The organism is Aquamicrobium lusatiense (assembly GCF_014201615.1).
Lineage (GTDB): Bacteria > Pseudomonadota > Alphaproteobacteria > Rhizobiales > Rhizobiaceae > Mesorhizobium > Mesorhizobium lusatiense.
Genome location: NZ_JACHEU010000007.1, coordinates 1 through 21,494 on the forward strand (window position 1 = coordinate 1; position 21,494 = coordinate 21,494).

Consider the following 21,494-nt stretch of genomic DNA (forward strand, 5'->3'; position numbering starts at 1 on the left):
AAGGGCGTGCGCAAGGTGCTGCTGGCCGAGGCCGACGAACTGGCCGAGCGTCTGGCCGAGCCGTATGCGGCACTGATCGTTTCCCTGGCCGGCAACTACGACGCCATCGTCGCGCCGGCGACCTCGTCGGGCAAGAACGTCGCCCCGCGCGTGGCGGCGCTGCTCGACGTGGCGCAGATCTCCGAGATCATCGAGGTCGTGTCGGCCGACACTTTCAAGCGTCCGATCTATGCCGGCAACGCCATCCAGACGGTGCAGTCGGGCGATGCGAAGAAGGTCGTGACCGTGCGCACGGCTTCCTTCCAGGCCGCGCCCGAGGGCGGTTCGGCCGCGGTCGAGAGCGTTTCGGCCGCCTCCGATCCGGGCGTGTCGTCCTTCGTGGAGAACAAGCTGTCGGAGAGCGACCGTCCGGAGCTGACATCCGCGAAGATCATCATCTCGGGCGGCCGCGCGCTGGGCTCGGCCGAGAAATTCCAGGAAGTGATCCTGCCGCTGGCCGACAAGCTGGGTGCCGCCGTCGGTGCCTCGCGCGCCGCCGTCGATGCCGGCTATGCGCCCAACGACTGGCAGGTGGGCCAGACCGGCAAGGTGGTCGCGCCCGAGCTCTACATTGCCGCCGGCATCTCCGGTGCGATCCAGCATCTGGCCGGCATGAAGGATAGCAAGGTCATCGTCGCCATCAACAAGGACGAGGAAGCCCCCATCTTCCAGGTCGCCGACTACGGCATCGTCGGCGACCTCTTCACCATCATCCCAGAGCTCCAAAAGGCGCTTTGACAATGAGACTTTGCTGCATCCATGAATGACACCATTCACAGAGAGCTGAAATGACCCACATCAAGACTATTGCCGTGGTCGGAACCGGCACCATAGGCGCGGGATGGGCTGCCTATTTCCTCTCGCGCGGCCTTCACGTTCGCGCCTTCGATCCACAAGCGGAAAGCCTCGCCCGCCTGCCCGAGCGAATCTCCGCAGCCTGGCCGGTTCTGAGAGAGCTGGATGGCTCCTTATCCGAAACCATTCCGGAAATCATTCTTGCTGCCAGCATGGGAGAAGCGCTCGACGGCGTCGACTTCGTTCAGGAGAGCGGTCCGGAAAACGAGGATCTGAAGATCAGGCTTTTCGCCGACATGGATGCCGCCGCTCCGCCGGATGCCATAATCGCGTCCAGCTCATCGAGCCTGCTCGTCTCGCGCCTGCAATCAGCCTGCACCCGCCCCGAACGCTGCCTCGTCGGGCATCCATTCAACCCACCCTATCTGATACCTCTGGTCGAGATCGTGGCAGGGCCGAAGACCGCCGGCTGGGCTGTTGAGCGCGCAGAAACATTCTACCGCGCGATCGGGAAGCAGCCGCTGGTGCTCGCAAAGGAGATTTCCGGCTACATTGCCAACCGGCTCCAGAACGCCATCTTTAAGGAATCCATGCATCTGATACAGACGGGTGCGGCAACTGTCGAAGACGTCGACAATGCCATGCGCTACGGCCCCGGTCTGCGCTGGGCCTTCATGGGACCATTTCTGACCTATGCGCTTGGCGGCGGTACGGGAATGCGGCGCTATTTCGAGATATTCGAGGAAGAGATTGCGACAAGCTGGAATGAACTTGGCCAACCCGAGATGACCGACGAATTGCGCGAAACCGTCATTGCACAGGCCGAGGCCTTTTTCATGAAACGCTCAGTTGCAGAGGTTGCGACGCGACGCGACGAAGCGCTGGTCAACCTCCTCAAGGCCACTTCTGCGCTCGACATAACCGGATGAGAAAGCATGTTACATATGCCCTCCAGGGAGGGCATATGTCCGTGTACTGTCGTGATTAACCTATCCGGCGCTTGAGCACGACCGTTCCGTCGAAAATATCGACCTGGGGAAGAAGCGCATGCTGCGCCTTCATCTCAGCGAACCGTTCAAGCGCAAAATCCTCAAACTCCACACTCCGGGCAAGCGCCGAATCGACATGCAGCGATATTATATGCGCCACTGCCGAGAGCCAGTCATTATCGGGATCGCGGATTTCGCAATAGATATGCGTGCGTTTCCTGTCGAAGTCGACCAGCCTTGCGTGAACCTCAATGTGTTTGCCTGAACGGATCTCGCGCAGATAAAAGAAGCGGCTTTCGATAACATAATCCGAACGATTGCAGCTTTTTCGATAATGCCAGTCCAATCCAGCATCAGCGTATACCGCATCGATGGCCGGATCCGCTGCCATCGCGTAGGCCGCGTAATTGACATGGCCATTGTAATCCCGCCACGCAGGATTGATTTCCGAAACGGTCGTGATGGGTCGCGAAAGCTGGCTCATATTTGTTTATATAATTAAACATTTTGTCGAAGGCAAGATCGAGACGGAGCTGACATCCAGGCTTTCATCCACATGGTCTGCCCTGAAAAGTGATCCTTCATGAGCTATGGCTTATAAACCTCATGAAGTGGTTGGTTTAGTGGTCAGGGCTGGATGTCACTGGAGGTGTTCAGGCCTCCTTGCCACGGCGCGGCGACAAGGGTCGCAACGATCGGATTTTCCTCAAAGCACTGCACCATTTTACCAACCACACCATCACATGGCGGGCTCTGCCGGAGCGGTTCGGCAAGTGGAACAGCGTGTGGATTCACGTCGCGCTACGCTGCGTGAAGACCAAGCAACTTCTCATCCATCCTGGCCCTTGCGACCGGATCCATCTTGGTTCAAATCAGTCCACACCGCCTAAGCATTAGGCTGCTGTAGCGGCGGTAACTATGATCTCGACGCGGTAGGCCTCTGATGCGAGCTTTACTTCGCCGGTTGCCCGGGCGGGCGGCTTACCGGGGGCGACCCACGTGTTCCACACTGCGTTCATCTCCTCGAACGTGCTGATGTCGGCAAGCCATATCGTTGCCTGGAGAAGCCGCGACTTATCGGTGCCGGCTTCCGCGAGCAGCATGTCGATCCTGGCAAGGATCGCCTCTGTCTGTCGTGTCACCGACTCTCCCGCCGCACCGACCTGCCCGGCCAGAAATACCATTCCGTTGTAAATCACGATGGGGCTGGAACGTTCGCTCGGATTGATCTTGCAGATATCTGTCACTGTTTTGACCAGTTGCTGTTGGAAATGCTGATCTGGTTGCAAGAGGCGGAATTCAGCCGAACACCGTTTCATAGAGACGCAACCAGTTGCCCCCCATGATCTTGTCGGTTTCCTCCGCGGAAAAGCCAACGCCGCGCAATGCAGGCACAAGATCCTTGAGGTTTTCTGGTCCTGGAAGCCAGTCGGGTTTGGCGACTGCGCCGGGAGTCCGGACAGAACCCGCGCCATACTGAACCGTGCGGGTCCAGCGGCCCTTGCGCATCCATTCACGAAAATTATCGTCGTTCTTGTAGCTGTAATCGGTGCCGATGCCGACATGGTCGACGCCCGCGATCTCCACAGTTCGGGCAACCATTTCCGCAAAGCCGCGCACGGTCGCGCAGGCGTCAGCCGGTGTAATGTTGCGATAGGCTGCGCAGCCTATCACACCCCCGGTCTCAGCTAGTGCCTTAAGCACGGCATCGCTACGATTGCGTTTGTGGGGAAAGATGGACGAGGCATTGGCATGCGTCACAGCAATCGGCTTGGGGCTGTGCTCGATCGCGTGCAGAGTTGTCAGGTCTCCGGTGTGGGAACAATCAACGACAACCCCAACCCGCGCCATTTCCTGCACCACCTCGCGTCCGAAGCGGCTGAGGCCGCTATCATTGTCCTCATAGCACGAGCCACCCAGTTCGTTCTGGTTGTTATATGTAAGCTGCATCACACGCGTGCCCATGTCGGCGAACAGTTCGATGAAACGGATGCGATCTTCGAGCAGGTTTGTGTTCTGATAGCCCAGCAGGATGCCTACCTTTCCATCAGCCTCGCAGGCCCGGATGTCGTCGGCTCTGCGGATGATGCGGATGAGATCGGCATTCTCCCGTTCCATGTCACGCCACCGCGCCAGCGCGTCCATGGATTCGAGTGTGCCTTCCCAGAATCCAAGAGTCGGCGTGACGCAGGTGTAGCCGCCCCGTGAAAGGGTTTCGAAAACGCTGCGGTCAAATTCGCCGCACTGCAGAGCATCAATCAACATGTTCGTCTTTCAAAGGAAGTTGCGCCAGAGCATGGCCGGAATGGCGGACAGATCGCTTCATCCATCTGGTATTGATCCGGATAGCGTGATCGGGATGCACCGGATCATGCTCCAAAGCGGAGCGGGTCTACCGGATGGGAAGCCATTGGGTGAATTGTGAGTTGCATGTAGGGCCAGAATGGAAGGCCCGAGATGATCTCGTGCATATGCGTCGCGTCGCGCGCGCGCCACAGACCCCAATTCTCGCGGCGGCCCGGCACGCGCCACATCCGCACGAGGTAGCCTTCCCTGGCCAGTTCCGCCGCGTGAGCTCGCTCCCTGGTCACCAGCGCCGCAACATCTTCCTCGGACCAGCCAACAGGGCCGATAAACGAGATGTTGATCAGGAACTCGACGAGCTTTTCCTTTGCCATATACAGAATATCTCCAATCAGGCGGTTTGCGAAACGCGACGCGCGGCAAGGTCGGCCAGAACTGCCTGAGCCGTGTTGTGTCCCGGAATCCCCGAGAAATAGGCGCCGGGCCATGTGCCAACACCGCTCAGATAAAGCCCCGGCGTCGGGGTTCGATAGCGATGTAGTCCGGGATAGGGCCGCATCCAGAACTGGTTGATGGGCATCATGTCGACATGCGCGATGTTCGCGCCGAACAGGCCGTACTCATTCTCGAAGGTTGATGCATCGATGCAGGCATAATGCTCGACAATGCCGGGCAGATTTGGAATCCACTCTGACATCAGGCCCACGACGGTCTTGACCACCGCGTCCTTGTCGACCGCAACCGGTTCCCGGCCACCCCTGTGCGGCGGTCCGCCAAGATTGATGCTCAGGACGTGCTTGCCTTCCGGAGCCAGCGCAGGCGACGTCATGGAATGGCACAGCGACCAGATAAGGGGTCGCGACGGCATCTTCCCCCTAGCCAGATCCGCATGGCAGTCTTCCAAATAACCCAGCGTCGGCGCAATTCGCAACTGCGCGGTTGCAAGCTGGCGGGCCTCTTCCTCATTCTTCGCGGCAGCGAAGCGCGGCATGTCACCCAGGCCCAGTACAATCTTGAAGGCGCTGCCGGCCGGCGGGGTCTGAGCCATCCCCTGCCTGATTGGCTTCCACTCCGGATTGTCGGAAACGACGAGCTTGACCGTGAGATGAGGATGGGCGGCCGAGACCACAAGCGGCGCACTGAAGGTACGGCCATCTTCAAGTCTGACGACCAGCCCTTGCTTCGTCTCCTCGATCGACGTTACGCGAGCTTCGCGCAGAATCTTTACACCTGACGCTTCCACAGACCGCGCCATGGCATCTGCGATTGCGCCCATCGCGCCAACCGCCAGCCCGGTGGAGCCCCTGAGCGGCATCCGCCGGGGATCGTCAGCTGTTTCGCTTTTCAGCGAAGCAAGCGACAGTGGTCGCATCATCAGATTGAACGGCGTACCCGGCGTTGATGGACCGACCAGCCCGCTGACGACCGACAGTGGCCCCATGATAGCCTGCGTCTCCGGCGCCAGATCGAAATGTTCGAAGAGACCACGCACGCTTCCGAAGAAGATGCGCGAGAACATCTCTTCGTCTTCGACCGTGCGCAGATTGCGCGTCAGTTCCTGAAGTGTCGGTGGTTCTCGAAATACCGAGATGCCAAGACGCTCGGCAAAGCGATTGAGGTAGTCGAAGACTGCGTGATAACGCTTGCTCTCACCGGGAGCATAGCTGTCGATCTGAGCATCGACGCGCTCGCGTTCGCGCCAGCCCACGAACAATCGTCCTTCGGGGAGCGGATGCACCAGTGTTGGATCTGGACGCACGAACCGCAAACCGTGCTTCTCCAGTTCGAAATCCGCGAGTATCTTTGGCTCCAGCGAGCCAGGTGAGTTGGCAATCGAGGATGAAAATCCCGGGAAGAACTCCCTGGTCGCAGCGGGACCGCCGACGCGGTCGCTTGCCTCAAGCAGCAGCACTTCCAGCCCGGCCCGAGCCAGATAGCCCGAGCAAATGAGGCCGTTGTGTCCACCGCCTATAATGATGACATCGGGGTTCTTCACAGAACTGTCCTTTGATCTGCCGCTGGGCGCTACTGGGGCAGGTACTCGTTGGTGTAGAAATCGGACACGGTGTATCCGGGAGCCACCTCGCCAACCTCGCTCAGGGTGCCGAGCAATTTGCTCCACATCTCATCGGTCTGCTGTCCCCAGCTCGCATCTGAGGGGCTGACCGACAGGCTGATCAGGCCACTGAAATAATCCTCGCATGCGGACTGCGAATGGGTGAGGTTGAGTTCGGCCCGAGCCTTTTCACAGGCCGCAGGCACATCGGCGACAGCCGTCTGCCAGGATTTCTTGACCGCGCGCAGGAAACCCTTCACTGCCTCAGGGTTCTTTTCCGCAAAATCCTTGTTGACCGAATAGCCAAAGCCAAGAAGCGGCACACCGTGATCAGCCAAAGAGAAAAGCGCTGGCTGCTTGCCGGCTCCCCGCACGATGGCCGCGTAAGCAAAGCCGTCACCGCTGATCAGATCGATGCTTCCCGAAAGAAGAGCCGCCTGCTTTGCGTTGGCATCAAGGGACACAACATTAAGATCGTTGTCTCCGATCTTGTTCACCGCTTTGAAGATGCGCAGGCTGAGCTGATCGGAACCACCGGGCGTGCTTCCAATGCTATAGGCTTTGACTGCATCCACACCGTCCAGTTTGACCTTGTCGGCGAGGCCGATAAACGATGCGGCTGTCTTGGTCTGGTAAACCGCGACGGTCTTGATCGGAACGCCCTTCGAAATGGCGACGGCGGCGTTAGTCGTGTTGACATGGGCGATATCGTAATTGGACTCGCCGAGCATGATCGCAGTCGTGGCAGAGCCTCGACCCGGCTCGAACCTGAGGTCTATGCCCTCATCCCTGAAGTAGCCCTCCTGCATCCCGATAACGAGCGGAGCGTGATAGGGCAGATAACCCCAGTCGAGACCTAGACGCACCGTCGTGTCCTGAGCGAAGGCTGATTGAACGAGGGCCAACGTTGCGATGGCGTAAGCGGAAATGCGAAGCATGAAGTTTCCTTTCCTGTGAAATTGTGGTGCGTGAGCCCGGAGCCGGGCTTCCTCGTTATTGACCGCGCTGACTGGCGTGCCAGGGGATACACTTCTTTTCGACAAGCTCGGCGAGGTACCAGACGGCCACGCCGAAGCTGGAAACGATGATGACTGCAGCAAAGGCCAGGTCCGTGCTCATGCTGCCGACAGCCTGGATCAGGACATAGCCGAGACCCCGGTTCGAAGCGACGAACTCGCCAATTACCGCCCCCACCGGCGCCAGCGTCGCAGCCAGCTTGATGCCGGTGAATATGTTTGGCAGAGCGTTTGGCAGCTTGATCTTCAGCATCATTCGCAGTCGCCCCGCGCCCATCGCACGGACAAGATGCAGCAGGTCAGGGTCTGCCGATTTGAGCCCCATTACCGTGTTTACGACGATGGTGAAAAACGTGAAAAAGATAACGAAGATGATACCGCTCTTAAGGCCGAAGCCTATCCAGACAAGCATCAGCGGAGCCACGACTACCTTCGGGACAGCATGAGAGATGATCAGCCACGGGTAGATGATGCGGTCGACGATTGGCGACGCAGCGATGGCGATACCGAGCGTGACACCCAGCACCAGGGCGATAAAGAAACCCGACATTGCTGCGAGCGCCGTGTAACCAAGATTGGTCATCAGGTATGACCATCGCTCGACCATCGCCGACAGTACGGCGGTGGGGGCAGGGAGCAGGTATCCGGGAATGGCCAGCCACCGGACGATTGCCTCCCACAGCACAATGCCAACGAGAGCACTTGCGAGCGGCAGCAAGGCATTGCGCATCCGGGTGCGGCGATGCCGCGCCTTCGCAATGGCGGAAACCTTTGGGACAGTGGGGGTTGCGGTGTCGCTCGTCATGCCAGAACCCCCTCATTCTCGAATAGTACGCGTATCCGTCGGGCTATGGCCGCGAACTCAGGTTCCTCGCGGATGCTGAGTGGTCGGGGTTTGGGGAAATCAATATCGATGACGTCGAGCACACGTCCCGGCCGCGCCGACATCACCACGACACGGTCCGACAGATAGACCGCTTCCGCGATACTGTGCGTGATCAGCATGGTACTCACCTGCTCGTGGTCCTGAAGCCTCTGCAGGATCACGTTCATCTGGTCCCGCGTCATAGCGTCGAGAGCGCTGAACGGCTCATCCAGAAGCATCAAAGAAGGCTTGAGCAACAGCGCACGTGCAATCGCCACACGTTGACGCATGCCGCCGGAAAGCTCGTGAGGGTATCGGTTGGCGAAGTCTCCCACACCCAGTTCACGCAGCAGCTCCAGAGCGCGCGCGCGCGTTGCAGAGTCGAGGCGTCCTGCAAGCTCGGCCGGAAGCATCACGTTGTTGAATACGTTACGCCAATCGAGCAGGAGATCGCGTTGGAACACGATACCCATGTCCGATACGGGGCCGGTTACCAGCTTGCCATTGATGACCGCCTTGCCGCCACTGGGGGTGTCAATCCCCGCAAGGATGCGTAAAAGGGTGCTCTTGCCGCAGCCCGATGGTCCGACAACGCTGAGAATCTGCCCCCTGTCAAAGCTGAAAGTAACGGGGTCGAGCGCGTGAACATCGCCGCTGTCGGTAATATATGTCTTGTGAACTCCAGACAGGTCCACGATTGGCCCCATCTTGGTCTCTCTGGTAATTGGCACTATCGTTCCCCATTATTATTTGTGCCTGCGCAGTCGCCTTGAAGGCGGTGGATTAACTGTCTCCGTAGCCGACCATACCCTTGACCTCGAGAAATTCCTCGAGACCGAAGATGCCATATTCCCTTCCGTTACCTGATTGCTTGTAGCCACCGAACGGGCCGTTTGAATCGACCGGCGCATAGTTGATGAGAACGCTGCCTGCCCGGATGCGGCGCGCGACAGCGCGCGCTCTGTCGAGATCACGAGACTGAACGTAGCCAGTCAGGCCGTAAACAGTATCGTTGGCTATCTCAATCGCGTGATCCTCGTCGCGGTAACCAACAATAGAAAGCACAGGGCCGAAGATTTCCTCGCGTTCAATGCGCATTCCGGTCTTAACATCGGCGAACACAGTTGGCCGGACATAGTATCCCTTACTGAGATCCGCAGGTCGGCCCGGACCCCCGGCAACCAGGCGCGCGCCCTGCTCAATGCCTGAGCGGATCAGGGCCTGAATTTTTTCGAACTGCGTTTTACTGATCACGGGACCGAGATCGGTTTCGGGCGCGTTTGGATCGCCAACGCGTAGTCCGTTCGCTGCATCGGCTGCGATCTGCGCGGCGCGAGCCATCTGCGATTGCGGCACGAGCATACGCGTCGGTGCCGAGCAGGACTGACCGGAGTTTCGCATGCAGGCCAGCGTGCCGCGTCGTACCGCATCTTCGAAATCGACGTCCGGCAGCAGAATGTTGGGCGCCTTGCCGCCGAGTTCCAACGTAACACGTTTGATCGTGCCTGCTGCAGCCCGCGATACGGCGACACCGGCCCGCGTCGATCCGGTCAGGGACATCATATCGACGTCGGGATGCGCGCTAAGGGCCTCGCCGACTTCCTCGCCCGAACCGTTTACAAGGTTGAACACCCCGGCTGGAACGCCCGCCTCATGCAGAACTTCGGTAAAAGCGATACCGCTGAGTGGTGACAGCTCGCTTGGCTTGAGCACCATTGTGCAGCCAGCAGCCAACGCGGGCAGCACCTTGCAGACTATCTGATTGATCGGCCAGTTCCATGGCGTGATGAGCCCTGCGACGCCTATCGGTTCACGTCGAACCATTGTGGTGCCATTGAGCATCTCGAAGGTATAAGCTTCGAGAACTTCTATCATCTTCTTGAGATGTCCTTGCCCCGTTCCGGCCTGCGCATTTCGCGCGAACCCGATGGGGGCACCCATCTCTGAGGAGATCAGATCGCCGATCCTCATCTGGTGATCCTGATAGACCTCCAGTATTCGCCGCAGGAGCGTCAGGCGTTCATCCTTGGAAGTGACCGAAAACGCAACGAATGCACGCCGTGCTGCAGCCACGGCGCGGTCAACATCGGCGGAGCCGCCAGCAGCGATTTCCGCTATTGATTCTTCTGTAGCTGGATTGATGACCTGTATCCGGCCCGCACCTATCGGCGCGACCCATTGGCCGTCGATATAGAATTTCAGCAAGTTCGACATCCAGCCTCCTCGCGTAGCTGGCCTAAGGGTTCGGCCACGCAATGTGACTATACGGTTGCAAACGACCGAAGATCAGTCAAACTAAAACTTCTGGACTTTTGTTCAGTTGAATCGAACATGCCGAGGGCCTCATGCTGAGCATCACAAATTTGCGAACTCTTATATTTGTGGCCGATTGCGGGGGAATTCGACCCGCTGCGGAACGGCTCGGCCGAACGCCATCTGCCGTATCCATGGGCCTCAAGCAGCTTGAGGACGCGGTGGGCTCGGCGCTATTTGAGCAGGATCGCAAATCGCATCTCACAAAGGTAGGCGAGTTTACAGTTGAGACCGCGCGTGACGTGTTGAAGCACTACGATAATTCATGTGCGAGCATTCGCGCTTTCGCGCGCCACGAGGTCAGCCGCTGTACTGTGGCTTCGGTAACGTCTTTTGCGGGGACAGTTCTTCCCGAGGCGATATTCCGCGTGAAGAGCAGATGGACCAATTTCGAGGCAATGGTCCGGGAGGTTCATTCAACAAGGATGGCCGATACGGTGGCCGATGGACTCGTAGATGTCGGCTTTGGCCGCATCACCGTCACACGCCCCGATGTCGAAGCAACGCCGTTGATGCATGACCGCTACGCCCTTGTTTGCCGAGAAGACCATCGCTTCGTCGATCTGGGACGACCTATCCGGTGGGAAGACCTCGCAGACGACGATTTTATCGGCAACGAAAGCTATGATAGCCACACTTGCGAGGGCTTGAACCGCATGCACGACAATGCCCGGTTCCATGTGTCGAGTGCGTCGTCAGCTTTCGCCCTTGTCACGGCCAGAGTCGGCGTAACCGTCCTCCCCCAGCTCGCAAGCCAGATCGCTCCGCGGGGGATCAGGTTCGTCCCGCTCGAGGACAAGACTGCCTCGCGGGTGGTCGCTGTATATATACGCCGCGGCAAAAAGCTCTCCCCCGCGACACGAATGTTGATCGAAACCACGCAAGCTTTGCTGGTTGAATGGGCAGCCGACCTCGAAATCACACGAGTACGGAACAGCTAGGTGTTCTGCCCCGGGATCTGGTGGATCGGGTTGAGGATTGATCGATCCGGCTCTGAGGACCAGATCTTGCAGATGTATTCGTATGGTGTGAAGCCTTTTAGATTCTGCAGTCTGCGTGCAAACTTGTATGCCGCCATGAAGTCGGCGAGATGCCATGCCCGATGGGGGCATCTGTGCAGCACTGATCTTGTCAGGTGCAGAATGGACGGTTGCAAGGCATAGGACATCTGCCCAGCAGCATGAGCGTGTGGGCCAGATACCAGCGCACGCACAGCAGGATCACTGATCGATCAAGGTGCCGGCCTTTGAACATGAAATCGGTTTCTGAAGTGGCGTCGACCTCATGCCATCCCTCCATTGCCGAAAAATTTTGCAACACAACCGCGCGGTCTGACGCTTGTCACGGCAGGGTGACGACATCAAACCCGACACGCGACGCCCTGCGGGGCGCGCGCGCCGAAATCAACAACGCCCCGACTGGCACCACAAAGTCGGCAGTCCTTGCGAAATCAATGAGAAGCACCAACTGAGCACATGTTTCGATGCCGCTGTTAAGAGAAAAGCTGCAACTTCAAACGTTCTGACCGCTTCCGAAGCCGATTGCAGCTTTGTTGGCATCAAAGCGATAAATGCTGTTCTCCCGCGGAGACACGTGAATTGTCCGGCCCGCGACAAGCTCTTCATTCAGCGATGTCCTGAGTGTCAGGATCTCGCCCTTGTCGAGGGTAAGATACGCAACGGTTTCCGCTCCCAGATGCTCGGTCCTGTCTATACGGCCCTGCCATTTCCCGCTTGTGGTCGACCATTCCACGGCTTCCGGTCTGACTCCTATGGTATGAGCGCCGTAGAGGTCGGCTTTTTGTCCCTCGATGAAATTCATTTTGGGAGAGCCGATAAAACCGGCCACGAAAAGATTTGCCGGCCGCCGATAGAGTTCGAGAGGGGTGGCGAACTGCTCAATCCGCCCAGCGTTCATCACCGCGATGCGATCGGCCATGGTCATGGCCTCGACCTGGTCATGGGTCACATAGATCATCGTGCTGCCCAGCCGTTTGTGCAGGTCCGAAATCTCCATGCGCATGCTCACCCGCAAAGCCGCATCCAGATTGGAGAGCGGTTCGTCGAAAAGAAAGCCGGTCGGCTGCCGGATAATGGCGCGTCCGATGGCCACGCGCTGGCGCTGTCCACCCGACAGGGCGCGGGGCCGACGCTCCAGATAAGGCAGGAGATCGAGGCTCGTTGCCACCTCCTGCACGCGCTTCCTGATAAGATCGGCTTTTTCTCCTGCCATTTTGAGCGGAAAGGCAATGTTCTGATAGACGGTCATATGGGGATAGAGCGCATATGACTGGAAAACCATCGAGAGCTTGCGCTGTGCCGGCGAGGTTTTGGTCACATCCTGCCCGTCGATCACTATCCGCCCGCCGGTCGGCTCTTCGAGCCCCGCTATCAGGCGCAGAAGTGTGGACTTGCCGCACCCGGAAGGGCCAACGAAGACAACGAACTCCCCGTCCCCGATCTCAAGGTTTGCATCGGGAATGACGATCTGGCTGCCGAACGCTTTCTTCAGGCTCTCAAGCTTGATCGAACCCATTACATTTTCTCCTACTTGACGGCGCCGAAGGTCAGGCCGCGGACGAGCTGTTTCTGGCTTATCCAGCCGACCACAAGAATCGGGAGTATGGCCAGCGTGGATGCGGCGGAAAGCTTTGCCCAGAACAGACCCTGCGGGCTGGAATAAGACGCGATAAAGGCCGTCAGGGGGGCTGCTTTGACCGCCGTCAGGCTGAGGGTCCAGAACGATTCATTCCACGCCAGAATGATATTGAGAAGCATTGTGGAGGCGACGCCGGGCAGGCTCATCGGCAGAAGCACATAAACGAGCTCCTTCAGGGTCGTCGCTCCGTCCATTCGGGCAGCTTCCAGTATATCCGAAGGTATTTCCCTGAAATATGTGTAGAGCATCCAGACCATGATCGGCAGGTTGCCGATCAGCAGGATCAGCGTGATCCCGACGAGATTGTCCAGCAGGCCAACGCTTTTGAAGATCAGAAAAATCGGAACGAGAGCGCCTACAGCCGGCATCATCTTGGTCGAAAGCATCCACATCAGAACATGACGGGTTCCGCGCCCGGGCTGAAACGCCATCGACCACGCTGCGGGAATGGCGACCATCATGCCCAGTATCGTGGAGCCCAGTGATATGATGACCGAATTGAGGAAGTGGCTGAAATATTCGGATCGTTCCTGGACCTGAAAGTAGTTTTCAAGGGTCCATCCTTCGGGCCAGAAGGCGGGCGGGAAGGCGATTGCCTCCACCTCTGTCTTGAAGCTTGTGAGCACCGTCCACAGGATCGGAAAAAACAGCAGCAGCGCCACCAGCCAGCCAAGGCCGGTCGTGGCGGCCCTTACCATGACGTCACGACGATGTTTCATCGCATCATTCCTCAGGCTGTCAGGTTCCGTCCGGCAAGACGGATCGCAAAAATGGCGACGATGTTGGCAAGAACGACAGCGATGATCGCACCGGCCGAGGCCGCGCCGACATCAAACTGCATGAGCGCCTGCACATAGATCAGATAGGGAAGATTGGTCGACGCATAGCCCGGTCCTCCGCTGGTGGTCACGAAGATCTCGGCGAAAATGGCCAGAATGAAGATTGTTTCGATCAGGATGACGACGGTGATCGCCCGACCCAGATGCGGCAGGATGATGTAGATGAAACGGTCGAACGGACCCGCGCCGTCCATGCGTGCCGCTTCCTGCTGCTCATGATCGAGCGACTGCAATGCCGTCAGGAAAATCAGCGTGGCGAACGGCAGCCACTGCCAAGCGACGATGAGAATGATCGAGAGCAGCGGATAGTTGCTCAGCCATTCCACCGGCGGCAGTCCGAGCTTCATGGCAATCCAGGCAAATATGCCATAGCCGGGATGCATCAACATGTTCTTCCAGACCAGAGCTGAAACCGTAGGCATGACAAAAAACGGCGCGATCATCAGAAGACGCGCAATGCCTCTTCCCCACATGGGCTGGTCGAAAAGCAGCCCCAGAAGAATACCGCCAATGACCGTGATGGCCAGAACCCCGCCTACCAGCAGGAGCGTGTTGATGATCGCCTGCAGGAATGCGGGATCTGTCAGAAAAAACTCGTAGTTGCTCAATCCCGCGAACCCGCCAAGCGTGGGGTTCATGAAATTGTAGAACCGGAAAGACAGCCACAGGGTCGTTGCCAGCGGTACGATCATGCCCACGATCAGCAGCAGCACCGACGGTGCCAATGCAATCCGGGCTGTTCTTTTCATCTGGTAACCAGCCATTGCTCATCCACTCCTGTGGTGCTTCTTGACCTGCCGCAAAACTTAGCCTGCGGCGGGGCGCTGCGGCCGGAAATCACCGGATTCCCGGCCGCCCGCAAATTTACTACTTCTTGTAGTAGCCGGCCCGCTCCATCGTGCGTTCCGCGTAGGCCTGTGATTCCTGAAGAGCCTCGTCCGCAGTTTTGCTGCCACTCAAAGCGGCGGCGATGTTCTGTCCGATGGTGGTGCCGAGTGCCTGGAATTCGGCGATGTCGATGAAGCCGGCGCCGGTGTAGGGCACTTCATTGACGGTGGGCTTTGTCGGGTTCACTGCCGAGATGGCGGCCAGTACCTTGTCCGCAAAAGGCTCGGCGACATTCTGGTATTCCGGCAGGGCATAAGTCGACTTGCGCGTACCCGAAGGAGCAAGAAGCCAGCCCTCGCGCTCACCAACGAGACGAGCATATTCCTTTGAGGTGGCCCATTCGATGAACTTCTTTGCAGCCGCAGCATTGTCGGTCACGCTTGCCGGGATAGCGAGAGCCCAGGCCCCGCTCCAGCCGGCAGCCTGCGGATTCTTGTCCGTAACCGGGAATGGCGCAAAGCCGGTGGTGTCTGAAACCTGCGATTCCTTCGGGTCGAGGAGGTAACCGGCCGTCACGGTCGCGTCGATCCACATGCCGCACTTGCCGCTGCTGAAAAGGACACGATTTTCATTGTAGCCGTTCGTCGCGGCGCCGACCGGTCCTGCTTTCTTCATCACATCCAGATACCAGTCCATAGCCTGACGCCACGGTTCGCTGGTCAGGCGTGGCTTCCATTCCATGTCAAACCACTCACCACCCAGTGCGGAAACGAAGGTTGTGATGAGCGGCGTGTTTTCGCCCCAGCCCGGCTTGCCCCGCAGGCAGATACCATTGATGCCGTTCTCCCGGTCCGTGATCTTTTCAGCGAAACCCGCGAGATCATCGAGTGTTGGCTTTTCGGGCATCGTGATGCCCGCCTTCTCGAAAAGATCCTTGCGGTAGAAAGTGATGAGGCTCTCACCGTAGAAGGGAGCTCCATACATAACCCCGTCGACCGAAAGGCTCTGGCGCGTGGCCGGGATGAAGTCGTCATAGTCGTAGCTGGCGCTGAAATCGTCCAGCTTCGTCAGCCATCCCATCTTCGCCCAAAGCTGGGTCTGATAGGAATTCACCGAAATGACGTCATACTGCCCCGCCTTGGTGGCGATGTCGGCGGCAAGCCTTTCACGCAAGGTGTTTTCTTCGAGAACCACCCAGCGCAGTTTGATGCCGGTCTGATCTTCGAACTCCTTCGACAATTTCTGCATGATGATCATGTCGCCATTGTTGACGGTCGCGATCACAATCTCTTCTGCTGAAGCAGATGACACCGCTCCACCCAAAGCAAGTGCAGCGCCGAACGCAATAATAGACTTACGCATTGCTATTTCCTCCTTGTTATCCGGTTTCCTGACCGGTCCCACCTCACCGAGGTCGCCGACACGCTGTCGCACGACTTCCCGACACGAACCTGAAGGGCCCGTAACTTTCACGTCCTTCTCAGGACAGGCTGCTTCCTGCCGCGAACTGTGGATCAACCGGCGTCGGCAGCACGACATGCCGTTCAATCGTTTCCGCAGCGGCCAGCAGGCGCTCTTCCTCGAATTGCGAGGCCATCAGCTGAACGCCCATCGGCACTCCGTCCACGAGACCGGTCGGCACAGCCATGGAAGGCAGGCCAAGCAGCGGCGGCACGTGCAATGGCGACAGCTCAAGAACCATTTCTTCGGTGAGCGCGACCGGCCGGTCGTAGAAATCGGCAGGCTGCGGCTTACGCCATGCTGTGGGCGTCAGCACGATCGGATAGGTTTCCATGAACAGGAGCCATTCGCGAATGATCGTGGTGCGTCGCGCCAACCCTTCACGGAACTGTTCGAAATCGATGTGCGGCGTGGCCGCAAGCAAGGCATGTGCTTCGTTTATTTCCTCAGGCGGCGCATGCGCTTCGATCTGATCCAGCATATGCCGGCGGATTTCGTGGATGAGCAGACGATCCCGCAGAGCCGAGGCTTCGGCGAAGCGGGGCAGTGCAATTTCCTCCACTTCATAGCCGGCCTTCTGCAGCCAGGATGCAGCCTGGCGGACAGCCGTGACAACCTCAGCGTCCTTTTCGACGCCGGGCAGCTCCGTCAACACCGCAACCTTGCATGGCGAAGAAGCGCCAGCGCGGCTTACAGGCTCGTGCACCGACCACGGGTCGCGCGGATCGTGGCCCGACATTGCCCACAATGCCGTACGCAGATCGCCGGCCGAACGGGCAAAAGGCCCGTTTACCACCGCCAGCTGCGACATGATCGGCAGATCGGCAGGCGAAGTGCCGCTGAAATGCGCAACGCGACCGAAGGTGGGACGAATTCCCGAGATTCCGCAGCAATAGGCCGGATAGCGGATCGACCCCCCGCTGTCATTGCCATGCGCGAGAGGCACCATGCCCGTAGCGACGGAAACCGCCGCGCCACCGCTGGAGCCACCCGGCGACACGGTCTTGTCCCATGGATTGAGTGTGCGCCCATAGAGCTTGTTGTTGGTGAACAGGCCGAAGGACAGCGCAGGTGTATTGGTTCTGCCGACGACAATGGCGCCCGCCGCCCGCCACTTCTGCACCAGCGGCGAATCCTCCGTGGCGATGCGGTCTGCAAAGGCAGCCACGCCATTGGTCGTCGCCCTGCCCGCGACGTCGATGTTCACCTTTATGGTGACAGGCACACCGTGCAGGGCTCCGGCTTCTTCCCCCCGCATGAGTGCGGCATCCGCCCGACGCGCATCCGACCGCGCCTGCTCTTCCATGAGGTCAACGACCGCATTGACGGCAGGATTGACCTGCGCAATGCGCGCCAGACAACTTTCCATAACCTCACTGCAGGAGACCTTCTTCTCCCGTATTGCGGCAGCCGTCTCGCGCGCGCCCCAGCGCCAGATATCATCACTCATGAGATCACGCCTCCTCAGCCGGCCCGTGTCCGACAAGTTGCACGGCCCTTGCCACGATCTGCGCCTGGCTGCCGTCTATCGACAGCGCCGCGCCCTCCTCATCGGCCTGCGGCGGCTCAAGCGTGGCAAGCTGACTGTCCAGCAACTCGACCGGCATGAAATGCGTCTGCCGCTCGGCCAGACGGGCCCGGATCAACTCCATCGGCCCCGACAGATGAATGATAAACAGAGGTGACAGCATCTGGCGCAGTACATCCCTGTAGCTGCGCTTCAGCGCGGAGCAGGCGATGACGACGGGTCCGCCGGTTCGCTCCATGGCGATGATTGCAGATTCTGCAACCGCTTGCAGCCATGGCCAGCGATGTGCATCGGTTAAAGGCTCGCGATCTGACATCCGGCGTATGTTCTCCGCAGGATGGAAATCGTCCGCCTCCACGAAGCAGCCGCCAATCTTGTCGGCCAATGCCTTTCCAATCGTCGATTTTCCGGCACCACTGACACCCATGATAAGGATGTAGCGGGCTTTGCTGTCTGCAACAGTGATGCCTGGCAGCGTCATGCCCACGCAAATCTCCTTCGACGAACTCGGTCTCATTTGTGAATGTAAGCGCTTGCATTGTCAACACGCCTTTTCAAAATCGAAAATCGATGCCACAACCTCAGCCGAGGTGACGGATGATCGACGGGCGTGTCAGACTTTCGGATGTGGCAACCGCGGCGGGGGTAAGTACGGCCACGGTGTCGCGTGTATTGCGGCGGCCGGATATGGTTTCCGCCGACGTGCGCCAGCGCATTCTCCAGATCATTGAAGAACTGGGCTATGTGGCCAATCCGGCTGCGCGGGCGCTGGCCTCTGCCCGCACCAATGTGATCGGCATCCTGATTCCATCGCTGACCAACAATGTCTTTGCCGATGTGCTGCGCGGCATCTACGCGGTTGCGCAGGACAGCACCTATGATGTCCAGTTCGCAAACACCCGCTATTCGAATCTGGAAGAAGAAAACCTTCTTCGGGTTTTCCTCAATCAGAAGCCTTCCGGCCTTATCGTTACGGGCACGGACCAGTCAGTCGCATCGCGCGCTTTGCTGAAACAGGCGAATTGCCCTGTCGTGCAGATCATGGAAACCGGGGAAAGCCCGGTGGACATGATGGTGGGGTTTTCCCACGTGAAAGGTGCTTATGCGGCAACCTCGCATCTGGTCGGGAGCGGGTATCGGCGCATTGCCTTTCTTGGCGCGCGCATGGATCCGCGCACGCAAAGACGCCTGCTGGGCTACACAGAGGCGCTGGAGGAGGCCGGCCTGTTTGACGAGCGGCTGATTGTTACAACGCCGCGCTCCTCCACGGTAACGCTTGGCTGCGAGTTGCTTGGCCTGCTCCTTGACAGGGATCTGGGGGCGGATGCCGTTTTCTGCAACAATGATGACCTTGCTCTGGGCGTCCTGTTCGAGTGCCAGCGCCGCCGAATTCCTGTCCCCTCCGAAATGGGTATTTGCGGCTTCAACGATCTGGAGATGATGGCCGTTGCCAACCCCTCGATCACCAGCGTCCGAACTTTCCGGCAGGAGATGGGAGAAAAGGCCATACGCATGCTGATCGACAGGATCGAAGGCAGGCAGGTCGAAAATCCCCTGCTTGACCTCGGTTTCGAACTCATCGCCCGCCAGAGCAGCCAAAAACTCCGCCCTTAGCATAATCCTCGCATCGCTTAGGGGAGACTGACGGCCCTCGCTGGAAGTCAACAGCTCGCGCTATCCGTCTGCCCTCTCCACGGAGCAGCATGCCTCTGAGTGGAGTGCCTTGCCACCGGACGCCGACATTTCGTCCGGGGAGCGCCGCTGCATATGCCAGCGTCCGCGCCGCACAAGCTGCCAGCTCGACAGCGATTCCGGCGGCACCTGAAACGTGCGGACCTGCTCCACCGTGTCGACCTTGCGCTCCAGCTGCGAGACGATCTCGCTACCCGGTTCCCTTTGCACACGCTGTATCTCCACGCGGCCACGCTCATAGCGCCCGGCCCGGATGACACGCGAGGTGGAACTGTCGGCCAGCGTTGTTGTTGAGGGTGATCCTCTCCGCGTCCCTCGACACCGAGCCGGACACCTCGCCGATCCGCAAGAGCCGAACGAACGGTTTGAATCCACTCCTGTTGGCTGATTGCGGGTTCCGACTCAGAGATTCCGTTGCACGCCCTGCAAAGACAGATCACAACTTCAGGCGTTCAAGCGCGATAGCGAACTGTCGCCGCGCACTGTCGCCCAGAGGATCGCCGACCTCCTTGTAGGCCTGAATCTTGTATGCCGGGATCCAGCTTCCGATCGCGGCCTCGAATGCAGGGCGATCCATTGATCGTTCGAACCAATCCGTCACATGTGGAAAGCTTTCTTTCCACATGTGATCCATCTGCAGAACCCTCAGCCGGTTGAGGTAGGAGAGGAAACCGATATCGGCGAGTGAATAGTTGTCGCTTGCCAGCCATCGTCTCTTCTCCAGCACCGCTTCCATGTCGAGGAAAAGCCGGGCGAAGGCCGTAAACGCTTCGAGAACGTAGTCGGAATCCATGCCGATATCGACAAGTTCGCGCCATTTCTTGCGGCGCAGAGGATCGGGAATGCCTGCCACGCGCGCCTCCCGTGCCTCTTCCGACTTCGCCTGCTCCCATGCCCTGAACAGGGTCGCCGTCGTCACGGTATTTATCGCGTAGTGTATGGCATCCTCGCGTCGCGTCCATAGCCGCACCTGCGCACGGCCGGCGGGATCGGAGGGACGCAGCGCCCGTTGCGGGAAGGCCTCATCGAGATATTCGTTGATGACCGTAGACTCGATCACGACCACGTCGTCATGAACGAGCGTGGGAACGACCGCATTCTGGTTCAGCTTCATGTAGGCCGGGTCGAACTGGTCTCCTGTTTCCAGATTGAGCAGGCGCCCGTCCCATTCAAGCTGCTTTTCGGCCAGGGTCAGGCGAACCTTGGCGGCGCAGACCGATGTATCGGCGTGATAGAGTGTGAGCATTCCGTGCTCCGGTCGATGTTCGAGATCAGAAAAAGCCGTTTGTCAGGAAATCGCGGCGGCCATGATCCTCGCCGTCTCGTCGAAATGCCGCCACAGATCGGGATCGATCGGGTTGGGATCGCCGAAATAGCCGTCCGGCGTGAGCGCGCGCGCGTCGTCGCCACCCTTGCGCCAGCGCGGCAGATCCGCTGCCGTCAGCGCGGTTGGATGCAGCCCCCGCAGCCGCTCGTAATCCACAGTCTCCGGGAAGTAGCGCACGATGGCGGCGGTCTCATATTCGTCGGCATGGACGCCGAACACGCCCGTCACCCGAAAATCCTCCAATGCCGGTGTCGGCTCCCACGGCAGCCAGATCGGCTCCGTGCCATCCATGCCCAGCCGGGCAAACATCCGCCAGCGGATCGGCGTATAGAGCCAGCGCACGCGGGGTTGTCCCTTTCCGTGAAACTTCAGCAGCACGTCGCGGATCATCTCGTTGTGGGAGAGTTCGCCGTGATGGCTGATCAGCAGCACGTCGCTGAATCCGTTCGCGATCAGCGAGTCGATCACGTCTTCCAGCAGCATCGCCGAGGTTTCGGGGCGGATCCTGAAACTGCCAGGAAATTCCGCCAGTGCCATGTTGATACCCCAGTAATAGGTGGGCGCGATCAGCACTTCCTGACCCCTGCCGGCGGCATAGTCCGCAGTCGCCCGCGAAAGCGCCAGCGCGATGAATGCGTCTGTGCCAATCGGCAGGTGAGGGCCGTGGCACTCCATGACACCGATCGGCAGGATGACCTTCGCCCCCCTGCCGGCGGCATCCCGGATCGCGGTGCCCGTCATCTCGGCCATCGTGCCGGCCATGGTGTGTTCCTGCTTCACGCCA

At 59.1% G+C, this 21,494-nt stretch carries 22 protein-coding genes and 2 pseudogenes; 4 read left to right on the forward strand and 20 right to left on the reverse strand.

Annotation, left to right across the window (positions count from 1 at the left end; translation table 11 throughout):
- Nucleotides 1–777: electron transfer flavoprotein subunit alpha/FixB family protein (locus HNR59_RS19645; RefSeq protein WP_183832865.1), on the forward strand; the 777-nt coding region annotated here is incomplete at its 5' end.
- Between the two features lie 50 nt (nucleotides 778–827).
- On the forward strand, nucleotides 828–1,763 hold the full coding sequence (locus tag HNR59_RS19650) for a 3-hydroxyacyl-CoA dehydrogenase NAD-binding domain-containing protein (protein WP_183832867.1): 936 nt from the start codon (nucleotides 828–830) through the stop codon (nucleotides 1,761–1,763).
- A 55-nt stretch (nucleotides 1,764–1,818) separates the two neighbouring features.
- Here HNR59_RS19650 and HNR59_RS19655 read toward each other — a convergent pair whose 3' ends face one another.
- The 9 genes from HNR59_RS19655 to HNR59_RS19695 form a co-directional block, all read right to left on the reverse strand.
- Nucleotides 1,819–2,307 (reverse strand): thioesterase family protein, encoded by a 489-nt coding sequence (locus HNR59_RS19655; RefSeq protein ID WP_183832869.1) that lies wholly within the window; start codon nucleotides 2,305–2,307, stop codon nucleotides 1,819–1,821.
- A 409-nt stretch (nucleotides 2,308–2,716) separates the two neighbouring features.
- Nucleotides 2,717–3,070 (reverse strand): Rid family hydrolase, encoded by a 354-nt coding sequence (locus HNR59_RS19660; RefSeq protein ID WP_183832977.1) that lies wholly within the window; start codon nucleotides 3,068–3,070, stop codon nucleotides 2,717–2,719.
- Between the two features lie 52 nt (nucleotides 3,071–3,122).
- A complete protein-coding gene (locus HNR59_RS19665; protein WP_183832871.1) occupies nucleotides 3,123–4,088 on the reverse strand; it encodes a dipeptidase in 966 nt (321 codons plus the stop codon).
- A gap of 104 nt (nucleotides 4,089–4,192) precedes the next feature.
- A complete protein-coding gene (locus HNR59_RS19670; protein ID WP_183832873.1) occupies nucleotides 4,193–4,501 on the reverse strand; it encodes a muconolactone Delta-isomerase in 309 nt (102 codons plus the stop codon).
- 17 nt (nucleotides 4,502–4,518) lie between these two features.
- The gene (locus HNR59_RS19675; protein ID WP_183832875.1) at nucleotides 4,519–6,123 is read right to left on the reverse strand and encodes an FAD-dependent oxidoreductase; all 1,605 of its coding nucleotides are present in this window, start codon (nucleotides 6,121–6,123) and stop codon (nucleotides 4,519–4,521) included.
- A 29-nt stretch (nucleotides 6,124–6,152) separates the two neighbouring features.
- Nucleotides 6,153–7,121, reverse strand: a complete 969-nt coding sequence (locus HNR59_RS19680; RefSeq protein ID WP_183832877.1) for an ABC transporter substrate-binding protein — start codon at nucleotides 7,119–7,121, stop codon at nucleotides 6,153–6,155.
- Nucleotides 7,122–7,176: 55 nt separating this feature from the next.
- Nucleotides 7,177–8,004, reverse strand: a complete 828-nt coding sequence (locus HNR59_RS19685) for an ABC transporter permease (RefSeq protein ID WP_183832879.1) — start codon at nucleotides 8,002–8,004, stop codon at nucleotides 7,177–7,179.
- Nucleotides 8,001–8,771, reverse strand: coding sequence for an ABC transporter ATP-binding protein (locus HNR59_RS19690; RefSeq protein ID WP_183832881.1), 771 nt, complete (start codon nucleotides 8,769–8,771; stop codon nucleotides 8,001–8,003). The genes HNR59_RS19685 and HNR59_RS19690 overlap by 4 nt, the downstream gene beginning before the upstream one ends.
- A gap of 76 nt (nucleotides 8,772–8,847) precedes the next feature.
- Complete coding sequence (locus HNR59_RS19695; RefSeq protein ID WP_183832883.1) at nucleotides 8,848–10,278, reverse strand: aldehyde dehydrogenase family protein; 1,431 nt, start codon at nucleotides 10,276–10,278, stop codon at nucleotides 8,848–8,850.
- Nucleotides 10,279–10,409: 131 nt separating this feature from the next.
- On the opposite strand from HNR59_RS19695, the gene HNR59_RS19700 reads away from it, so the two are divergent.
- Entirely contained in the window at nucleotides 10,410–11,318 is a 909-nt protein-coding gene (locus HNR59_RS19700; protein WP_183832885.1) for a LysR family transcriptional regulator, read from the forward strand.
- On the opposite strand, the pseudogene HNR59_RS21055 reads toward HNR59_RS19700, so the two are convergent.
- The 8 genes and pseudogenes from HNR59_RS21055 to HNR59_RS19735 form a co-directional block, all read right to left on the reverse strand.
- Nucleotides 11,315–11,568 (reverse strand): annotated as a pseudogene (locus HNR59_RS21055) (hypothetical protein); the annotation flags it as partial. The gene HNR59_RS19700 and the pseudogene HNR59_RS21055 sit on opposite strands and share 4 nt — an antisense overlap.
- Nucleotides 11,554–11,631, reverse strand: a pseudogene (locus HNR59_RS19705) (IS6 family transposase); the annotation flags it as partial. The pseudogenes HNR59_RS21055 and HNR59_RS19705, both read right to left, overlap by 15 nt.
- A gap of 258 nt (nucleotides 11,632–11,889) precedes the next feature.
- On the reverse strand, nucleotides 11,890–12,912 hold the full coding sequence (locus HNR59_RS19710) for an ABC transporter ATP-binding protein (RefSeq protein ID WP_183832887.1): 1,023 nt from the start codon (nucleotides 12,910–12,912) through the stop codon (nucleotides 11,890–11,892).
- A gap of 11 nt (nucleotides 12,913–12,923) precedes the next feature.
- Complete coding sequence (locus HNR59_RS19715; protein WP_425488686.1) at nucleotides 12,924–13,733, reverse strand: carbohydrate ABC transporter permease; 810 nt, start codon at nucleotides 13,731–13,733, stop codon at nucleotides 12,924–12,926.
- 32 nt (nucleotides 13,734–13,765) lie between these two features.
- Nucleotides 13,766–14,638 carry a carbohydrate ABC transporter permease gene (locus HNR59_RS19720; protein WP_183832891.1) on the reverse strand — a complete coding sequence of 291 codons (873 nt, stop codon included), beginning with the start codon at nucleotides 14,636–14,638 and terminating at the stop codon, nucleotides 13,766–13,768.
- A gap of 103 nt (nucleotides 14,639–14,741) precedes the next feature.
- Nucleotides 14,742–16,064 carry an ABC transporter substrate-binding protein gene (locus HNR59_RS19725; RefSeq protein WP_183832979.1) on the reverse strand — a complete coding sequence of 441 codons (1,323 nt, stop codon included), beginning with the start codon at nucleotides 16,062–16,064 and terminating at the stop codon, nucleotides 14,742–14,744.
- A 118-nt stretch (nucleotides 16,065–16,182) separates the two neighbouring features.
- Nucleotides 16,183–17,613: an amidase gene (locus HNR59_RS19730; protein ID WP_183832893.1), complete on the reverse strand. Its 1,431-nt coding sequence runs from the start codon at nucleotides 17,611–17,613 to the stop codon at nucleotides 16,183–16,185.
- Nucleotides 17,614–17,617: 4 nt separating this feature from the next.
- Nucleotides 17,618–18,172 carry a gluconokinase gene (locus HNR59_RS19735; RefSeq protein ID WP_183832981.1) on the reverse strand — a complete coding sequence of 185 codons (555 nt, stop codon included), beginning with the start codon at nucleotides 18,170–18,172 and terminating at the stop codon, nucleotides 17,618–17,620.
- 116 nt (nucleotides 18,173–18,288) lie between these two features.
- Here HNR59_RS19735 and gntR point away from each other — a divergent pair, with 116 nt between their 5' ends.
- Nucleotides 18,289–19,305 carry an HTH-type transcriptional regulator GntR gene (gntR, locus tag HNR59_RS19740; protein WP_183832895.1) on the forward strand — a complete coding sequence of 339 codons (1,017 nt, stop codon included), beginning with the start codon at nucleotides 18,289–18,291 and terminating at the stop codon, nucleotides 19,303–19,305.
- A 60-nt stretch (nucleotides 19,306–19,365) separates the two neighbouring features.
- On the opposite strand, the gene HNR59_RS19745 is transcribed toward gntR, so the two are convergent.
- The 3 genes from HNR59_RS19745 to HNR59_RS19755 all read right to left on the reverse strand — a co-directional run bounded on the left by HNR59_RS19745 (nucleotide 19,366) and on the right by HNR59_RS19755 (nucleotide 21,490).
- Complete coding sequence (locus HNR59_RS19745) at nucleotides 19,366–19,593, reverse strand: hypothetical protein (protein WP_183832897.1); 228 nt, start codon at nucleotides 19,591–19,593, stop codon at nucleotides 19,366–19,368.
- A gap of 226 nt (nucleotides 19,594–19,819) precedes the next feature.
- Nucleotides 19,820–20,629 (reverse strand): glutathione S-transferase family protein, encoded by an 810-nt coding sequence (locus HNR59_RS19750; RefSeq protein ID WP_183832899.1) that lies wholly within the window; start codon nucleotides 20,627–20,629, stop codon nucleotides 19,820–19,822.
- Between the two features lie 42 nt (nucleotides 20,630–20,671).
- Nucleotides 20,672–21,490: a creatininase family protein gene (locus tag HNR59_RS19755; RefSeq protein WP_183832901.1), complete on the reverse strand. Its 819-nt coding sequence runs from the start codon at nucleotides 21,488–21,490 to the stop codon at nucleotides 20,672–20,674.
- Nucleotides 21,491–21,494: the final 4 nt, after the last annotated feature.